This is a genomic window from Nitrobacter sp. TKz-YC01 (assembly GCF_047824785.1).
In the GTDB taxonomy this organism is placed as follows: domain Bacteria; phylum Pseudomonadota; class Alphaproteobacteria; order Rhizobiales; family Xanthobacteraceae; genus Nitrobacter.
The window spans coordinates 1,736,823-1,751,660 of record NZ_CP181167.1; the positions used below are offsets into that span (position 1 = coordinate 1,736,823).

Sequence of the window (14,838 nt, forward strand, 5' to 3'; positions counted from 1 at the left end):
TAAACAGGTGCAGACGATGCGAAGACATATGACCCGATGGCTGTTGGCGCTGGTGCTGCTTGGCATGACGAACGCGGCGCGCGCCGAGATGGCGGAAGTTGCTCCCGGCGTGGCGGTCACGAAGAAGACGTTCCCGGCGCGGATGGATGAACAGCCGTTCTACGGTTTCGCGGAGAAAACGGCCGAACAGCAAAAGACCGATGCCGACTTTCTGGCGGCGGCGGACAAGGCGGGTTCGCGCGAGGCGGTTTCCGCTGCCGCCATCGAGCGCGGGTGGGGGCATCTGGATCGCGGTAATTTTCCCGAAGCGGGCAAACGGTTCAATCAGGCGTGGCTATTGGCCCCCGAGCGGAGCGCGATCTACCATGGTTTCGCGGTGATCACCGCGGCGCGCTTCGGCGATCTCGAATATGCCGAAGAACTGTTCAAGGTGGCGTTGCGGCAGCCGAAGCAGCGGCGAACGCTGAAAGCTGATTACGGACGCCTGCTGCTGAAAGCCAAGCGTCCGGCCGAGGCGAAGACGATTCTGGAGGAGGGCGTGCGCGAGGCGCCGGACTTCGCCGATGGGTGGGTCAGCCTCGGGCTTGCGCGGTTACAGACGGATGACGCCGCGGGCGCATGCGCGGCCGCAACCGAAGCCAACAAACTCAAGCTCTCGCGCGGGGCGATGATCGACCTGTTGCTCCTCAAAAGGCAGGGCGCTTGCCCATAGCGGTCGGGCGCATGGCGCGTGACCCGATTTCACCGTTCCGCTGCCTTGCGTCTGCGCTACCCGCATTGTTGCCGGTAAGCAGGGGCGTGACCTGAAGAATAGAGCCGTTTTCAAGCAAGATCATGCTCGATGAGGCGAATACCTACTTCGCTCGAAAAAGCTATAAAGCCGAGGAATAGAGGAACCGATGAGTCGGCGAGTCAGGCGACCTTTAGCGAAGTCCGGCGGTCGCGGGAGTGAACGCCTTAAAGGCGCTTCGGCCAAAGCGGCCGGTCCCGGAAAAGTGACGCGTTCGAGTGGCCGTGGCGAAGCTGAGCGATCAGCGGGCGAACGGTGGCAGGGGACTCGGCCTGGCAAGCCGCCGCGCGCGGGCGCGCCTCGCAACTCCGACCATCCCGCCGAAAAGCCGGCCGAGCCCGCGCCGGCGCCGCTGCCGACGAAGGTCCAGACCGTCGCGGTGAGCGCTGACGAGGCCAATATGCGTGTCGATCGCTTTCTTGAAGCACGCTTTCCGGGCCTGTCATTCTCCCACATTCAGCGCATCGTCCGCAAAGGCGAGTTGCGCGTGAACGGCCGGCGCGCCGACAGCAAGGATCGTCTGGACGAGGGCGACAAGGTTCGCATCCCCCCGCTCAAGCTCGACACGCCGAAGGCCGCGGCCGGTCTCTCCGAGGCGGACACGAAAATCCGCGACGAACTGCGGAAGATGGTGCTGTTCGAGGATGCGGACGTCATGGTGCTGAACAAGCCGGCGGGTCTCGCCGTGCAGGGTGGCTCCGGCCTGTCCCGGCACATCGATGGAATGCTGGAGACGATGCGCGACGCCAAAGGGCAGCGGCCGCGCCTCGTGCACCGGCTGGATCGCGAGACGGCGGGCTGCCTGCTGATCGCCAAGACGCGTTTCGCCGCCACTGCGCTGACGGGCGCGTTCCGCCATCGTTCGGCGCGCAAGATTTACTGGGCGCTGGTCGCAGGCGTGCCGAAGCCGAAGCAGGGCCGCATCTCGACCTATCTCGCCAAGGAAGAGAATGAAGAGGAGTCGATCATGCGGGTCGCCGCGCATGGCGACGAGGGGGCCAGTCACGCCGTGACCTATTACGCGGTGGTGGAGACCTCCGCCCAGAAGCTGGCGTGGGTGTCGCTGAAGCCGGTGACGGGGCGAACGCATCAACTGCGCGCGCACATGGCGCATATCGGTCATGCCATCATTGGCGACTCAAAGTATTTCAACAAAGAAAACTGGCGGCTGCCGGGAGGTCTTCAGAATCGGCTACATTTGCTGGCGCGCCGTATCGTGATTCCGCATCCGCGCGGCGGCGTTATCGATGCGAGCGCGCCGCTGCCGCCTCACATGCTGCAATCGTGGAATCTGCTCGGTCTTGAAGCGGATCGGTTCGACCCTATCGAAAACGCGCCGGAAGAGTAGGTTGTCGCCGTTACATCAGAAGTTGCTTTATAGCGTTTTCGAGCGAAGCATGTCCTCGGGCTTGACCCGAGGATGGAAACCGGTTCGCGTGAAGAATAACGCGCCAAATGAAAAAGATTCCAGGGGCTCAGCCGCTGCCGGCAACCAAGAGTGTGCGATGCGTGAATCAGGTGAAGGCTCCGGCAAGGCGACGCCGGGCCGCGAGGAAACGGCGCGTGGTTCCTCGCCGGCCGGGCAGCGCAAGCGCTTCTATGCCTGCGTGGGCGTCAACGAGACGCCGGAAGGATTCGCTATCCTGCTCGACGACAGGCCGGTTCGCACGCCGTCGCGCAACGTGCTGGCGGCGCCGGCGCGCGAAATTGCCGAGACCATCGCCGCGGAATGGGAGGCGCAACGGGACTTCATCAGTCCCACGACCATGCCGCTGACGCGGCTCGCCAACAGCGTCATTGATGGCGTGACCGTTCGCGTCGATACCGTTGTCGAGGATATCGCCAAGTATCTCGAAACGGACCTCCTGTTCTACCGCGCCGGCCATCCCGATGCGCTGGTGGCCCGCGAAGCCGCGCATTGGGATCCCGTGCTGCTATGGGCGGCCGAGGCGCTGGGAGCGCGGTTCATCCTGGCCGAGGGCATTGTGCATGTCCGTCAGCCGGATCAGGCGGTTGCAGCCGTCCGCGGGGCGCTGCCGACAGACCCCTGGGTGGTTGGGGCGCTGCATGTCGTGACCACGCTGACCGGTTCCGCGCTGCTTGCGATCGCCTTGATGCGCGGGCGGCTGGACGCGGACGACGTCTGGGCGGCGGCTTACGTCGATGAGGACTGGAACAGCGAGCAATGGGGCGTCGATGAGGAGGCGGCCGTCCAAAGGGCAGCACGCCTGGTCGATTTCCGGGCCGCCGCCGCCGTCCTCCGTGCGCGGGCTGAACCGGCCGGTTAAGGAGAGGTTTAGATACCGAAGCTAGCCTGACGGGTGAAACGAGGCTTCATGGCGATCTCGATCAACCCGATTTTCCCGGTTATCGCGGCGCAAGACGCTGCGTCCGACGCCGTGCTGCAGCCCGGCAGGGTGGTCGATGCCAAAGTTCAGGGAATCCTTGCCGACAACCTCGTCCGTATAGCCATCGCCAATCTGACGATCGAGGCGTTGTCGGAAATTCCGGTTCAGGTCGGCCAGAGTTTGCGGCTTGCGGTCTCGCAGACCGGGCAAGGGATTCGGCTTGCGGTCGTGGGGACTGGCTTGTCGGGTACGCCCGCCGCCGGACCGGCGGACGCGTTGACGCTGACGCCGGATGTCGCGGCGGCTGCGACGAGCGCCAAGACCACTTTGACTTCCGCTTTGACTCCCGTTTTGACTCCGTTGGAGGCTCTCTCCGTCTCGGCCGCGGCGCAAGCGGCGGCGGCGCGGCAAGGCAGCCTCTCGCCGCTCTACGCCAATCTGCTGGTCGCCGCCGGATCCGGCAGTCTGTCCTCCGACATACGACAGGCCCTGCACCAGCTGCTGGCTCTGCGGCCCGGTCTCGATCCGGGCCTCACGGGAAGCGATATCAAGACCGCGTTCCGGACTTCCGGCCTTTTTCTCGAATCGTCGCTGGCGGCTGGCCCGGAGACGGGACAGCCTGCGGCCTCGGCCCATACCAAACTTCCCGATATGAAGGCCGCGCTGCTCGTGCTTCGCGAGGCGCTTTCGATCTCGGTCGGGGACGCCTCTCGCGGCGCGCCGCCTGCCGCAGGCGCGGGATCCCAGCAAGCGCAGCAGACAGCTTCGCCGATGGCGACGGGCGCGCCGCCGTTGTCGCCGGATATCGACGCACAGGATGTCTATCTGCCGCAGGCGCGACCAGCCGTGACGGGCGATCCGGACATTCTTGCGAACCAGACTGTGTTTCCCCGAGCATCGGACGCAGGGCTTCGCGCCGCCGTCACCGGCGCGGCCCTGAACGCCTTGCAAGAGCTGCTTCAGAACAGAGGCATTAATGGTCCCGCCGCGGAACCCGGACAGGGCGGTGATCCCGAGGCCGCTCCGCCGCTCAGGACCGGGCCGGCGAGCGGACCCGCCGGGGACAATGTTTTTGTCGTGCGCACCAGCACGCCGCCGCCACCCTTTGGCGGGGCGCTGCCGGCCGCGCAGCCCGTCGCTCTGCCGGGACTGTCACCGGCTGCATCGCCGGAGGAGATCGCGCGGCGACTGCTTGATGACACGGACGCGGCGATTTCCCGTCAGGTGCTGTTGCAGATCGCCTCGCTTCCGGATCGCGCCGATACGGGGGGAGCGCGGCTCGACCAGATGATGCCGCGCTGGAATTTCGAGATTCCGTTTGCCGTTCCGGCCGGAACGGCCGTTGCGCAGTTTGAGATCTCGCGCGATGCCGCCGGCCACGATACCGAGGCAGCGACGCGGGTCTGGCGCGCTCGTTTTTCAATCGATGTCGAACCCGCGGGCCCGGTTCACGCGCTGGTGTCGCTGGCCGGCGATACCACGGCCGTGCGGCTCTGGGCCGAGCGTCCTTCCACCGCGAGCCGGTTGCGCGCCGGCGCCTCGCAGCTCACCCAGGCATTGAGCCGCGCCGAATTGCAGCCGGGAGATATCATCATCGGTGAAGGCGTGCCGCCGCAGCCGAATCCCGCGCCTGCCGGCCACTTTCTGGATCGCGCCCTATGAGTGTGGAGACCAGGGATCAGGTCGCCGTCGCTCTTCACTACGACAAAGGCAGCGGCGCGCCGCGCGTGGTCGCCAAGGGCAGGGGATCGCTCGGCGCGAAGATCATCGAGGTGGCCAACGAGCACGATATCCCGATCGAGCAGAACGAGGTGCTGGCTGGCGCGCTGTCGCATGTCGAGCTTGGCGATGAGATTCCGGCCGAACTGTACAAGGCGGTCGCGGAGGTTCTGGTGTTCGTACTGCGGATGTCGGGACGGGCACCTTGATTGACGGTGGCTCTTTGCCGCGCCTGTTGGTGGCAGTGCTAAAAGCCGCGTGCTAAAATCGGATCATGATGCAGCGGACCTCGCATAGTCTTCAGGCCGACCGGAGCCGTTTCGCTGCACGCCAAAGCCCGGGCGGCCGGTCATGAAGGACATTCGCGAAACGCTCGATGCCCGGCGGGCGGCCGCGAAGCTCGGCGGCGGCGACAAGCGGATCGAGGCGCAGCATAGGCGCGGCAAGCTGACAGCCCGCGAACGCATCGAGATCCTGCTCGACAAAGGTTCGTTCGAGGAGTTCGACATGTTCGTCGAGCATCGCTCGGTCGAATTCGGCATGGAGAAGTCGAAGGTGCCGGGCGACGGCGTGGTGACGGGATGGGGCACCGTCAACGGCCGCAAGGTTTTCATGTTCGCGAAGGACTTCACCGTGTTCGGCGGCTCGCTGTCGGAAACGCATGCGTTGAAGATCACGAAAATTCAGGACCTGGCGCTGAAGGCGAGGGCGCCGATCATCGGTCTCTATGATGCCGGCGGGGCACGCATTCAGGAAGGCGTGGCGGCGCTGGCCGGCTACTCCTATGTCTTCCGCCGTAATGTGCAGGCCTCCGGTGTGATCCCGCAGATCAGCGTCATCATGGGGCCTTGCGCCGGCGGTGATGTCTATTCGCCCGCGATGACAGACTTCATCTTCATGGTGAAGAACGCGAGCTACATGTTCGTCACCGGTCCCGACGTGGTGAAAACCGTCACAGGCGAGGTGGTGACTTCGGAAGAACTCGGCGGCGCCAGCGTGCATACGACGAAATCGTCGATCGCGGACGGCGCGTTCGAGAACGACGTCGAGGCGCTCTTGCAGATGCGCCGCCTGATCGACTTCCTGCCGGGCAACAACGCGGATGGCGCGCCGGAATGGCCGAGCTTCGATGACATCGAACGCACCGACGACTCGCTCGATACGCTGGTGCCTGATAATCCCAACAAGCCCTACGACATCAAGGAACTGATCCTGAAGGTTGTGGACGAAGGCGATTTCTTCGAGATCGCGGAGACGTTCGCGAAAAACATCGTCATCGGCTTCGGTCGCATCGCCGGACGCACCACCGGTTTCGTCGCCAATCAGCCGATGGTGCTGGCCGGCGTGCTCGACTCGGATGCGTCACGCAAGGCCGCGCGCTTCGTTCGTTTCTGTGACGCCTTCAATATTCCGATCGTCACCTTCGTGGACGTGCCGGGCTTCTTGCCGGGCACAGCGCAGGAATATGGCGGGCTGATCAAGCACGGCGCGAAGCTGCTATTCGCTTATTCGCAATGCACGGTGCCGCTCGTCACCGTCATCACGCGCAAGGCCTATGGCGGCGCGTTCGACGTGATGGCGTCCAAGGAGATCGGCGCGGACATCAACTACGCCTGGCCGACGGCGCAGATCGCGGTGATGGGCGCGAAGGGCGCGGTAGAGATCATCTTTCGCGGCGACATCGGCGACGCCGAGAAGATCGCCGCGCGCACCCGGGAATACGAGGATCGCTTCCTGTCGCCGTTCGTCGCCGCCGAGCGCGGCTACATCGACGACGTCATCATGCCGTCCTCGACGCGAAAACGAATCGCCCGCGCGCTGGCCATGCTGCGCGACAAGCACGTCGCCGCGCCGATGAAGAAGCACGACAACATTCCTCTGTAATCATCTTGTTTGCGTTTAAGGATTCGGTACTGATCAAGCGTGACGTAGGTTACCGCCGGGAACGGCATCGCGGTGCTTGACCACGCATCCATCCTGCGAATCCCGCTACTTCGCGCTCAGCAGCTTGAATAGCGGCTGGAGATAGCTGATCTCCTGGCCCGATGTCGGCGTGGTGCGGCTGATGAAATCGAAGATCTTGCCGTCCTTCAGTCCGTAGTTGGCGAGGCGGGTCACCTGACGGTTATTGTCGAAATAAATCGCGATCACGCGCTGGTCGACGACCGTCTGCTGCATGAAGGCGACCTTCCGCTCCGCGCGCTGCGAGATGTAATAAAACACCTCGCCGTTCAGTGTCGCGACCGTGGACGGGGTGCCCATCACGATCAGCACCTGATCCTGGCTTGCGCCGATTTGGATCTGCTCGAGCGCGCCGGGTGGCAGGATGTAGCCCTTCTGGAAGGTCTCGCCGGTGCAGCCGGCCATGACCGCGCACACCAGCGTGGCGGCGATCGCCGCGCGCAGGCGATGCCGTCGCGTCGCGGAGGTTCCGGACGCCTTCTTCGGGACCGATACTGTCATTCGCGAGCCGCCTTCATCCTCTTGCATCGCGCGCGCGGTTGACGTACCCGGCAATGATCCCCGAGTGCAACAACGGATCGCCCTTGCGGGTTGTCTTCGGTACCCACATGCGCTGGCCGTTCAATCGCTTCAAGAAACAGTCCCCCGCTCCGTCGCGCCGCACCATTGAAGCGATCTATGGCATGATCGTGACGCAAGCGCGAGAGCCCGCGTTTTACCAGGTCTACGGGGTGCCGGACACCGTGGACGGACGCTTCGATATGGTCCTGCTGCATCTGTGGATGATCCTTCGGCGGTTGAGATTGGGACCGGACAAAGCGCTTCCGCAGGCGCTGTTCGATCATTTCTGCAGCGACATGGATGCCAACCTGCGCGAGATGGGGGTTGGCGACCTGAGCGTTCCGAAGCGTATGCAGGCATTCGGCGAAGCCTTTTACGGTCGCTCGGCCGCCTACGATCAGGCCCTGGACGAGGGCCTCGAGCCGCTGGCGCGGGCGCTCGACAAGAATATTTACAATGGCGGGAACGCCGAAGGCGCGCGGCGGCTTGCCGCCTATACGGTGGAGGCGATCGCTACGCTTGCTGATGGTGATTGCGCCTTGCCAACTAAAGATTTGCATTTTCCGGACCTCGCGCAACGGCAACGGGAGTGAAAGAGCAGGCATGACAGCCAAGGACAGGCCGGACACCAACACGATTCCAAATCCCTGGATCTCGCGGGCCACGGTCGCGCAGATTCCGGAAACCGGCCTTCATCGCGATATCGAGGCTGATGAGAGCGTGCGAATGGCGCTGGCCAAAATCGCCGGCGTGCGTGACATCGCATACGCCCGCGCATCGTTCGATCTGATGCCGGAGCGCGACGAGCGCGTGCATGTACAGGGCAGGGTGTCGGCGCGCGTCGGACAGACCTGCGTGGTGTCTCTCGATCCGATCGAGAATGATATTGTCGAGGATATCGACCTCGTCTTTGTGCCGGAAGGCCGGATTCGGGAGTTCGTCGTACCTGTCGATGACGAAGACGGTGTCGGCGGGGAAGTGCCGGAGGCCCCCGAACCTATCGTCAACGGCGTCATTGACCTTGGACGGCTCGCGACCGACGTGCTGTTTCTGGGAATTGATCCGTATCCGCGAAAGCCCGATGCTGTGTTTGTCCCGCCCGCCAGCGCGAAGGATCCGGAGGATCATCCCTTCGCCGCCCTGAAGGACCTGAAAATCCATCCGACCCCGCCAGGCAAGAAGAAACCCGCGCGCGATTGAGGATAACGTGTTGAATTGAATTGATAGGAAGTAGCAGCAATATATTGATACAAGAAGAGTTTTTATCGAGAAGTCGTGTTCCCTTGTTGCGCCGCGGGTCGGCCTCGATCGGGGGTTCGGATATTGTATCAGAGCGGGGACACGTTATTGTCGCGGCCGCACTGATAGATGCACTTGTGCTCAGCCGACATATCTTGTGGCCGTGCGCTTGAGGATTTCACACAATCAGGGTTTCCGGGACTTATGCCGCAGAAGGTTCGAATCGCGCTTGACGCCATGGGTGGCGATATCGGCGCATCGGTGGTCATTCCCGGAGCCGCGATTTCACTGAACCGTCACCCCGACACCGAGTTTCTGCTCTACGGTAAAAGCGCTTTGATCGAAGCTCAGCTCGCCGCTCATCCGGCGATGAAAGCGGTGTCCCGGGTGATCCACACCGACGTTGCCGTCAGCATGGACGACAAGCCGAGCCAGGCATTGCGTCGCGGCCGCAAGACCTCGTCGATGTGGCTTGCGATCGATGCGGTGAAGAAAGGCGAAGCCGACGTTGCGGTGTCGGCCGGCAATACCGGCGCACTGATGGCGATGTCGCGATTCAACCTGCGGACGCTGCCGGGCATCGATCGCCCCGCGATCGCGGCCGTATGGCCCACCTTGCGCGGCGATTCCGTCGTGCTCGATCTTGGCGCGACGATCGGCGGAGATGCGCACCACCTCGCGGCTCTCGCCATCATGGGCAGCGCCATGGCGCGCGTCCTGTTTGATCTCGAACGGCCGACGGTCGGCCTTCTCAACATCGGCGTCGAGGAGGTCAAGGGCGGGGAGGAAATCCGGGAGGCGGCGGAATTGTTGCGGTCGTTGAATCTGCCGCAGCTCGACTTCATCGGTTTCGTCGAAGGCGACGGGATCGGCAGGGGGGCTGCCGACGTCATCGTCACCGAGGGCTTCAGCGGCAACATCGCGCTGAAGGCGGCCGAGGGAACCGCGCGCCAGATCGCCGAATATCTGCGCAGCGCGATGTCGCGCACCCTGCTGTCGCGGATCGGATATCTGTTCGCGCGGGGCGCCTTCAAGGCGCTGCGCGGCAAGATGGATCCTCGCAAATCCAATGGCGGCGTGTTCCTCGGACTGAATGGCATCGTGGTCAAAAGCCACGGCGGAACCGATGCCGAAGGCTTTGCTTACGCGGTCGATGTTGGCTATGAGATGGTTCGATACGATCTCCTCACCAAGATCAACCAAACGCTCAACCGCCACGGCCACACCCTAGCTCCGGCGTCGGCAGTGCAGGAGGCTCTCTCTTGACTGCGATACGTTCGGTCGTGCTCGGCTGCGGCTCCTATCTTCCGCAGAGGGTGCTGACCAATTCCGAGCTGGCGACCAAAGTCGATACTTCCGACGAGTGGATCGTCCAGCGCACCGGCATTCGCCAGCGCCACATTGCCGCGGAGGGGGAATTTACCTCCCATCTCGCCATCCATGCGGCGAATGCGGCTCTTGCCCATGCCGGGATCGATGCGCGGTCGATCGACCTGATCGTGGTGGCGACCTCGACGCCGGATCACACGTTTCCGGCGACGGCGGTTGCGGTCCAGAACGGACTCGGCATCCATCACGGCGCCGCCTTCGATCTTCAGGCGGTCTGTTCCGGCTTCGTCTTTGCTTTGGCCACCGCAGATAATTTCCTTCGTGCCGGGGCCTTCAAGCGCGCGCTGGTGATCGGCGCCGAAACCTTCTCGCGCATTCTGGATTGGACCGATCGCTCGACCTGCGTCCTGTTCGGCGACGGGGCCGGCGCGGTCGTGCTGGAAGCCCAGGAGCAGCCCGGCACGCCGTCGGATCGTGGAATCCTGACGACACACCTGCGCTCCGACGGTCGTCATCAGTCAAAGCTTTACGTCGATGGCGGGCCGTCTTCCACCCGGACCGTGGGCCATCTCCGGATGGAAGGCCGCGAAGTGTTCAAGCACGCCGTTGGCATGATTACAGACGTCATTGTCGACGCATTCAATGCATCCGGCACCAACGCAGACGATATCAAGTGGTTCGTGCCACATCAGGCCAACAAGCGAATCATCGATGCGTCAGCGCATAAACTGCATATCGCGCCCGAAAAAGTGGTGCTGACCGTCGATCGGCACGGCAACACGTCCGCGGCTTCAATCCCGCTGGCATTGTCGGTCGCGGTCGCGGACGGACGCATCAAAAGCGGCGATCTGGTCCTGCTGGAAGCGATGGGCGGCGGCTTCACCTGGGGTTCCGCTCTCGTGCGGTGGTGAGGATTTGAACCAGGCCGCCCGCAGACTGCCGTCGTCTATCATCCGAAAGCATCATGTGATAGGTTGACCCTGGGCCGTTAAACTCTTAATTTCAGTTATAAATTGTTGCCGGGAGCTTGGGGCAGGCGATGACCGGAACCGGAAAAACAGTTACTCGCGTCGATCTCTGCGAAGCCGTCTACAAAAAAGTAGGACTGTCGCGCACCGAGTCGTCCGCGTTTGTCGAACTCGTTCTGAAGGAGATCACCGACTGCCTGGAGAAGGGCGAGACGGTGAAGTTGTCGTCCTTCGGATCGTTCATGGTGCGCAAGAAAGGCCAGCGTATCGGCCGTAATCCCAAGACCGGCACCGAAGTGCCGATCTCTCCGCGTCGCGTGATGGTCTTCAAGCCGTCGGCTATTCTGAAGCAGCGGATCAACAACAACGGCTCCGGCGCAAAAACCGACTAATCCGGCGTTCGGCGCACGATTGGCAGAGGAGCGGGCATTTGGACAAGGCACCGGATGCTTTTCGGACGATTAGCGAGGTCGCCACCGATCTCGATATTCCTCAGCATGTCCTGCGGTTCTGGGAGACCAGGTTTTCGCAGATCAAGCCGATGAAGCGCAGCGGCGGCCGGCGCTACTATCGTCCGGACGACGTCGATCTGCTCCGCGGCATTCGCCATCTGTTATACAGCGAGGGTTACACCATCCGCGGCGTGCAACGGATTCTGAAAGAGCACGGCATCAAATCGGTCCAGGGCCTGACCGAGGGATCGTCCGCCGCGGCTTTCGGCGCGATCGAGGACGACATCCGCAACACTCTCCACGAAATTGATGAGGATGATTCTGACTACGAGACCGCCGAGGACACGGAGGACGATGAGGATGATGGCGACAGCTCACCTCGCGAGCGGGAGCCGGGCGCGCATCGGCCGCTGCGGCACGACCTCGACGAGGTGCTCTGGTCCGGCCCGGACAGTGGTGCGATCCCGGGAGTGGTCGCTACCGCGGTCGATCTGACGAAACTGAAGGATGCGTTGGCTGAGCTTGTTGCGTGCAGGCAACTGCTGGACGAGGCGCTTCGTGATGGCGAACCGTAGCTTTCGTTTGATGCATTTTCTTTGCAGGAACCCGTATCACTTCGCTTGAAAACGCGATAATGGAAACGGGCCGTAACGGCTCGGAGCGTAGCGCAGCCCGGTTAGCGCACTAGTCTGGGAGACTAGGGGTCGGAGGTTCAAATCCTCTCGCTCCGACCATTACTTACAACGTTTTCTTCACGCGAGGCGGCATCCATTCTCGGGTTGCGCCGCTCGACGACATGCTCTCGCTCGAATCACCGTCGAGCATGATCTCATACGAAACCGGGCTCACGCCCTTCAGGATCGCGTTCTATCGCGGGTTCAAGAAGCGAGTCCGGCTTGCGTGAAGGAAGTTCGTCAGATCAAAGTGATAGAGTCCGGTTTCTCCGTAAAACGGTGAGGACTCTCAGCAGGACATTCTCGGGAAGGTCATGACATCGTCGTCAGCGGAGTTCGATATCGTTGTCTACGGCGCGAGCGGGTTCACCGGCCGGCTGGTCGCGGAATACCTCGCCGCCAGATATGGTAGCGGCGGCCTGAAGTGGGCCATCGCGGGACGCGATCTCGACAGGCTGGCGTCGGTGCGCCAGGCCATCGGCGCGCCTCATGATCTCCCTCTTATCGCCGCGGACGCCGGAAATCCGGCGTCGCTCAGGGCCATGGCCGAACGGACGGCCTCGGTGCTGAGCACGGTTGGTCCTTATCAACTCTACGGATCCGACCTTGTCGCCGTCTGCGCGGCGAGCGGCACGGACTATCTTGACCTCTGCGGCGAGCCGATATGGATGCGGCAGATGATCGACGCGCACGAGGCGGAGGCGCGCAGGAGCGGCGCGCGGATCGTGTTTTCCTGCGGCTACGATTCGCTTCCGTTCGAACTCGGCGTGTTCTTTCTTCAGCAGGCCGCAAAGCGCAGTTTTGGATCGGCCCTCTCTCGGGTCAAGGGCCGCGTGCGCAAGATGAAGGGTACGTTTTCCGGCGGCACCGCCGCCAGCATGAAGGCGATCTTCTCCGCGGCCGCCAACGACCCAAGCCTGTTACCCAAACTGCGCGATCCCTTCGTACTGACTCCGGGTTTTGAAGGGCTCAGGCAGCCGCCGGGCAACAAGCCTTTGTTCGATGAGGACCTCGGGATGTGGGTGGCGCCGTTCGTGATGGCGAACATCAACACCCGCAACGTGCACCGGTCGAATTCCCTGCTCGGTTTCCCTTACGGCCAGGATTTCGTCTATGACGAGATGGTGGTCGCGGGGCCGAAGGAGACCGGCGAGGCGACCGCAAAGGCCATCATCGCCGCCAACAACAAGCTCGGCGCGCAGGGCGGGCCCAAGCCAGGCGAGGGGCCGTCTAAGGAGGAGCGCGAGAGCGGGCATTACGATCTTCTCTTCCTCGGCATTGGCTCCGACGGGCGGCAGTTGAAGGCGGTCGTGACCGGCGATCGCGATCCCGGCTACGGATCGACTTCCAGGATGATCACCGAATGCGCGATCTGCCTGCGTCATGACACGCCTGATGTCGCCGGCGGTTTCTGGACGCCGGGTGCTGCGATGAAGGACGCGCTGATCAAGCGGCTTACCGACCACGCGGGGCTGACGTTCACGATCGAGGCATAGCGGCTAACCGCGCAAATGGCCCTCTCGCCGCGCCGGTTGAGCCGGAGTGTCCCGCAGGTCGGCCCTGTACTGGTGGGTTGCCGCGAACATGCCCCACATCATGCCGAGCATCAGCCAGAAATGGCGCCAGTGATCGGTGTCGATGATGAAGCTCTCGCCGACGGTCCCCAGAAACGCCGCGAAGACCGCCAGGTAGGTGCGCTGCCAGGGAACGCGCACAAAAATGTAGCGAAAGCCCAGGGTCACGGTGGTGAAGATCAGCACCGGATATGAAATTCCGGAAATCCACCCGCCCGACATGAAGGCGTTCAGATACGAGTTGTGAGTATCTTCCGGAAAGAACCGCGTGAACTGTAGCGGGCCGATCCCGAGCGGCTGTTCCAGCGCCATCTGGAAGCCGAGGATGTGCCGGCCGAAGCGGCCAAAGCGGCCTCCGTCGTAGCTCTGATCAAAACTCGCACGTTCCTTGAACAGGCTCTCGACCGAATCGAGCGACAGCAGAACCGCCAGCAGCAGTGCGATCGCGGCGGCTGCGATCACGGCGGTCAGAACCAGCCGTGACCGCTGTTTCCCTGACGGGCTGGTCAGGAACATCAGGACCAGCATGAAAGCCGACGTGAGCACGAACTGGCCCCAGGCCGCGCGCGAAAACGCCAGCAGCACGGCAAGACTGATGATCCCGAGCGCGATGGCGCTGCGAAAGGCTTTTCCGAACCGGTCCGTGACGACGCTTTGCAGCACGAACAAGGCGGGCAGGATCAGAAAGGCGGAGAGCACGTTCGGATCCTTGAAGGTTCCCCGCGCGCGGCCATAAAGGGTCAGCACGTCATGCTCGCCGGGCACCAGGTGGAAATAGCCCGCGACGCCGGCCACCGACGCGATGACGGCTCCGACGATCAGGCCTCGCCGCATCAGGTCAAGCCGCGCCTCGGTATCCTCCGAGAAAACCAGCGCGAAGAAAATGACCGTCACTGCCATGTACCACGAGGTCATGATCCAGTTCACGATCTGGGTCTTGTCCATCAGGTGCACGGCGCTGATCGTGTAGCCGATGTTGATGAGAAACAGCAGCAGGAGCAGGGGAAGGAAGGCGAGCCGCATTCGCAGGCCGGTCGCGAAGAACACGACGATTGCCGCCAGCGTCGCAAACTCATAGGGGCTGGGCTCGATGTAGACGATCGCTCCGCCGGCTCCCACCGCCCACAGCAGCGCGCGCTGGAGCGCGGCGATGCCCGGCGCCTGTGTCGATGGCCGGAGCCAACTGTCAACTGCTGCGGGATACGCCATTACACTTTCGCAG

Annotated in this window: 15 protein-coding genes and 1 tRNA gene; 14 read left to right on the forward strand and 2 right to left on the reverse strand. The window is 63.1% G+C overall.

Translation table 11 applies throughout. The features are described 5' to 3' along the window. Positions 1-16 precede the first annotated feature (16 nt). The 6 genes from ACMYR2_RS08170 to ACMYR2_RS08195 all read left to right on the forward strand — a co-directional run bounded on the left by ACMYR2_RS08170 (position 17) and on the right by ACMYR2_RS08195 (position 6,741). On the forward strand, positions 17-712 hold the full coding sequence (locus tag ACMYR2_RS08170) for a tetratricopeptide repeat protein (protein WP_347263108.1): 696 nt from the start codon (positions 17-19) through the stop codon (positions 710-712). Positions 713-899: 187 nt separating this feature from the next. Then, the gene (locus ACMYR2_RS08175; protein WP_416193967.1) at positions 900-2,138 is read left to right on the forward strand and encodes an RluA family pseudouridine synthase; all 1,239 of its coding nucleotides are present in this window, start codon (positions 900-902) and stop codon (positions 2,136-2,138) included. Positions 2,139-2,295: 157 nt separating this feature from the next. After that, the gene (locus ACMYR2_RS08180) at positions 2,296-3,078 is read left to right on the forward strand and encodes an ATP12 family chaperone protein (RefSeq protein ID WP_416193968.1); all 783 of its coding nucleotides are present in this window, start codon (positions 2,296-2,298) and stop codon (positions 3,076-3,078) included. 48 nt (positions 3,079-3,126) lie between these two features. Further along, positions 3,127-4,800: a flagellar hook-length control protein FliK gene (locus tag ACMYR2_RS08185; protein ID WP_347263105.1), complete on the forward strand. Its 1,674-nt coding sequence runs from the start codon at positions 3,127-3,129 to the stop codon at positions 4,798-4,800. Then, on the forward strand, positions 4,797-5,066 hold the full coding sequence (locus tag ACMYR2_RS08190; RefSeq protein WP_347263104.1) for an EscU/YscU/HrcU family type III secretion system export apparatus switch protein: 270 nt from the start codon (positions 4,797-4,799) through the stop codon (positions 5,064-5,066). The genes ACMYR2_RS08185 and ACMYR2_RS08190 overlap by 4 nt, the downstream gene beginning before the upstream one ends. Before the next feature lie 142 nt (positions 5,067-5,208). After that, on the forward strand, positions 5,209-6,741 hold the full coding sequence (locus tag ACMYR2_RS08195; protein WP_347263103.1) for an acyl-CoA carboxylase subunit beta: 1,533 nt from the start codon (positions 5,209-5,211) through the stop codon (positions 6,739-6,741). A 105-nt stretch (positions 6,742-6,846) separates the two neighbouring features. On the opposite strand, the gene ACMYR2_RS08200 is transcribed toward ACMYR2_RS08195, so the two are convergent. Then, positions 6,847-7,320 (reverse strand): outer membrane protein assembly factor BamE, encoded by a 474-nt coding sequence (locus tag ACMYR2_RS08200; protein WP_347263102.1) that lies wholly within the window; start codon positions 7,318-7,320, stop codon positions 6,847-6,849. A 107-nt stretch (positions 7,321-7,427) separates the two neighbouring features. On the opposite strand from ACMYR2_RS08200, the gene ACMYR2_RS08205 reads away from it, so the two are divergent. From ACMYR2_RS08205 to ACMYR2_RS08240, 8 genes are all read left to right on the forward strand, one after another. Next, entirely contained in the window at positions 7,428-7,973 is a 546-nt protein-coding gene (locus tag ACMYR2_RS08205; protein ID WP_347263101.1) for a ubiquinol-cytochrome C chaperone family protein, read from the forward strand. A gap of 10 nt (positions 7,974-7,983) precedes the next feature. Continuing rightward, complete coding sequence (locus ACMYR2_RS08210; protein WP_347263100.1) at positions 7,984-8,580, forward strand: DUF177 domain-containing protein; 597 nt, start codon at positions 7,984-7,986, stop codon at positions 8,578-8,580. A gap of 243 nt (positions 8,581-8,823) precedes the next feature. Continuing rightward, on the forward strand, positions 8,824-9,885 hold the full coding sequence (gene plsX / locus ACMYR2_RS08215) for a phosphate acyltransferase PlsX (RefSeq protein WP_347263099.1): 1,062 nt from the start codon (positions 8,824-8,826) through the stop codon (positions 9,883-9,885). After that, on the forward strand, positions 9,882-10,859 hold the full coding sequence (locus ACMYR2_RS08220) for a beta-ketoacyl-ACP synthase III (RefSeq protein WP_347263098.1): 978 nt from the start codon (positions 9,882-9,884) through the stop codon (positions 10,857-10,859). The genes plsX and ACMYR2_RS08220 overlap by 4 nt, the downstream gene beginning before the upstream one ends. A gap of 128 nt (positions 10,860-10,987) precedes the next feature. Then, positions 10,988-11,308 carry an integration host factor subunit alpha gene (locus ACMYR2_RS08225; protein ID WP_141383192.1) on the forward strand — a complete coding sequence of 107 codons (321 nt, stop codon included), beginning with the start codon at positions 10,988-10,990 and terminating at the stop codon, positions 11,306-11,308. 38 nt (positions 11,309-11,346) lie between these two features. Continuing rightward, positions 11,347-11,943 carry a MerR family transcriptional regulator gene (locus ACMYR2_RS08230; protein ID WP_347263097.1) on the forward strand — a complete coding sequence of 199 codons (597 nt, stop codon included), beginning with the start codon at positions 11,347-11,349 and terminating at the stop codon, positions 11,941-11,943. Between the two features lie 81 nt (positions 11,944-12,024). Then, positions 12,025-12,102: transfer RNA gene (locus ACMYR2_RS08235), tRNA-Pro, on the forward strand. 254 nt (positions 12,103-12,356) lie between these two features. Further along, complete coding sequence (locus ACMYR2_RS08240) at positions 12,357-13,538, forward strand: saccharopine dehydrogenase family protein (protein WP_347263096.1); 1,182 nt, start codon at positions 12,357-12,359, stop codon at positions 13,536-13,538. A 3-nt stretch (positions 13,539-13,541) separates the two neighbouring features. Here ACMYR2_RS08240 and ACMYR2_RS08245 read toward each other — a convergent pair whose 3' ends face one another. Further along, positions 13,542-14,825, reverse strand: a complete 1,284-nt coding sequence (locus ACMYR2_RS08245; protein ID WP_416193969.1) for an O-antigen ligase family protein — start codon at positions 14,823-14,825, stop codon at positions 13,542-13,544. Positions 14,826-14,838 lie beyond the last annotated feature (13 nt).

What these genes read in the sequence shown, in the direction of transcription:
- ACMYR2_RS08170 (WP_347263108.1), top strand. Translation starts at nt 17, where the DNA reads ATGCGAAGACATATGACCCGATGGCTGTTGGCGCTGGTGCTGCTTGGC.
- ACMYR2_RS08175 (WP_416193967.1), top strand. Translation starts at nt 900, where the DNA reads ATGAGTCGGCGAGTCAGGCGACCTTTAGCGAAGTCCGGCGGTCGCGGG.
- ACMYR2_RS08180 (WP_416193968.1), top strand. Translation starts at nt 2,296, where the DNA reads ATGCGTGAATCAGGTGAAGGCTCCGGCAAGGCGACGCCGGGCCGCGAG.
- ACMYR2_RS08185 (WP_347263105.1), top strand. Translation starts at nt 3,127, where the DNA reads ATGGCGATCTCGATCAACCCGATTTTCCCGGTTATCGCGGCGCAAGAC.
- ACMYR2_RS08190 (WP_347263104.1), top strand. Translation starts at nt 4,797, where the DNA reads ATGAGTGTGGAGACCAGGGATCAGGTCGCCGTCGCTCTTCACTACGAC.
- ACMYR2_RS08195 (WP_347263103.1), top strand. Translation starts at nt 5,209, where the DNA reads ATGAAGGACATTCGCGAAACGCTCGATGCCCGGCGGGCGGCCGCGAAG.
- ACMYR2_RS08200 (WP_347263102.1), bottom strand. Translation starts at nt 7,320, where the DNA reads ATGACAGTATCGGTCCCGAAGAAGGCGTCCGGAACCTCCGCGACGCGA.
- ACMYR2_RS08205 (WP_347263101.1), top strand. Translation starts at nt 7,428, where the DNA reads ATGCGCTGGCCGTTCAATCGCTTCAAGAAACAGTCCCCCGCTCCGTCG.
- ACMYR2_RS08210 (WP_347263100.1), top strand. Translation starts at nt 7,984, where the DNA reads ATGACAGCCAAGGACAGGCCGGACACCAACACGATTCCAAATCCCTGG.
- plsX (WP_347263099.1), top strand. Translation starts at nt 8,824, where the DNA reads ATGCCGCAGAAGGTTCGAATCGCGCTTGACGCCATGGGTGGCGATATC.
- ACMYR2_RS08225 (WP_141383192.1), top strand. Translation starts at nt 10,988, where the DNA reads ATGACCGGAACCGGAAAAACAGTTACTCGCGTCGATCTCTGCGAAGCC.
- ACMYR2_RS08240 (WP_347263096.1), top strand. Translation starts at nt 12,357, where the DNA reads ATGACATCGTCGTCAGCGGAGTTCGATATCGTTGTCTACGGCGCGAGC.
- ACMYR2_RS08245 (WP_416193969.1), bottom strand. Translation starts at nt 14,825, where the DNA reads ATGGCGTATCCCGCAGCAGTTGACAGTTGGCTCCGGCCATCGACACAG.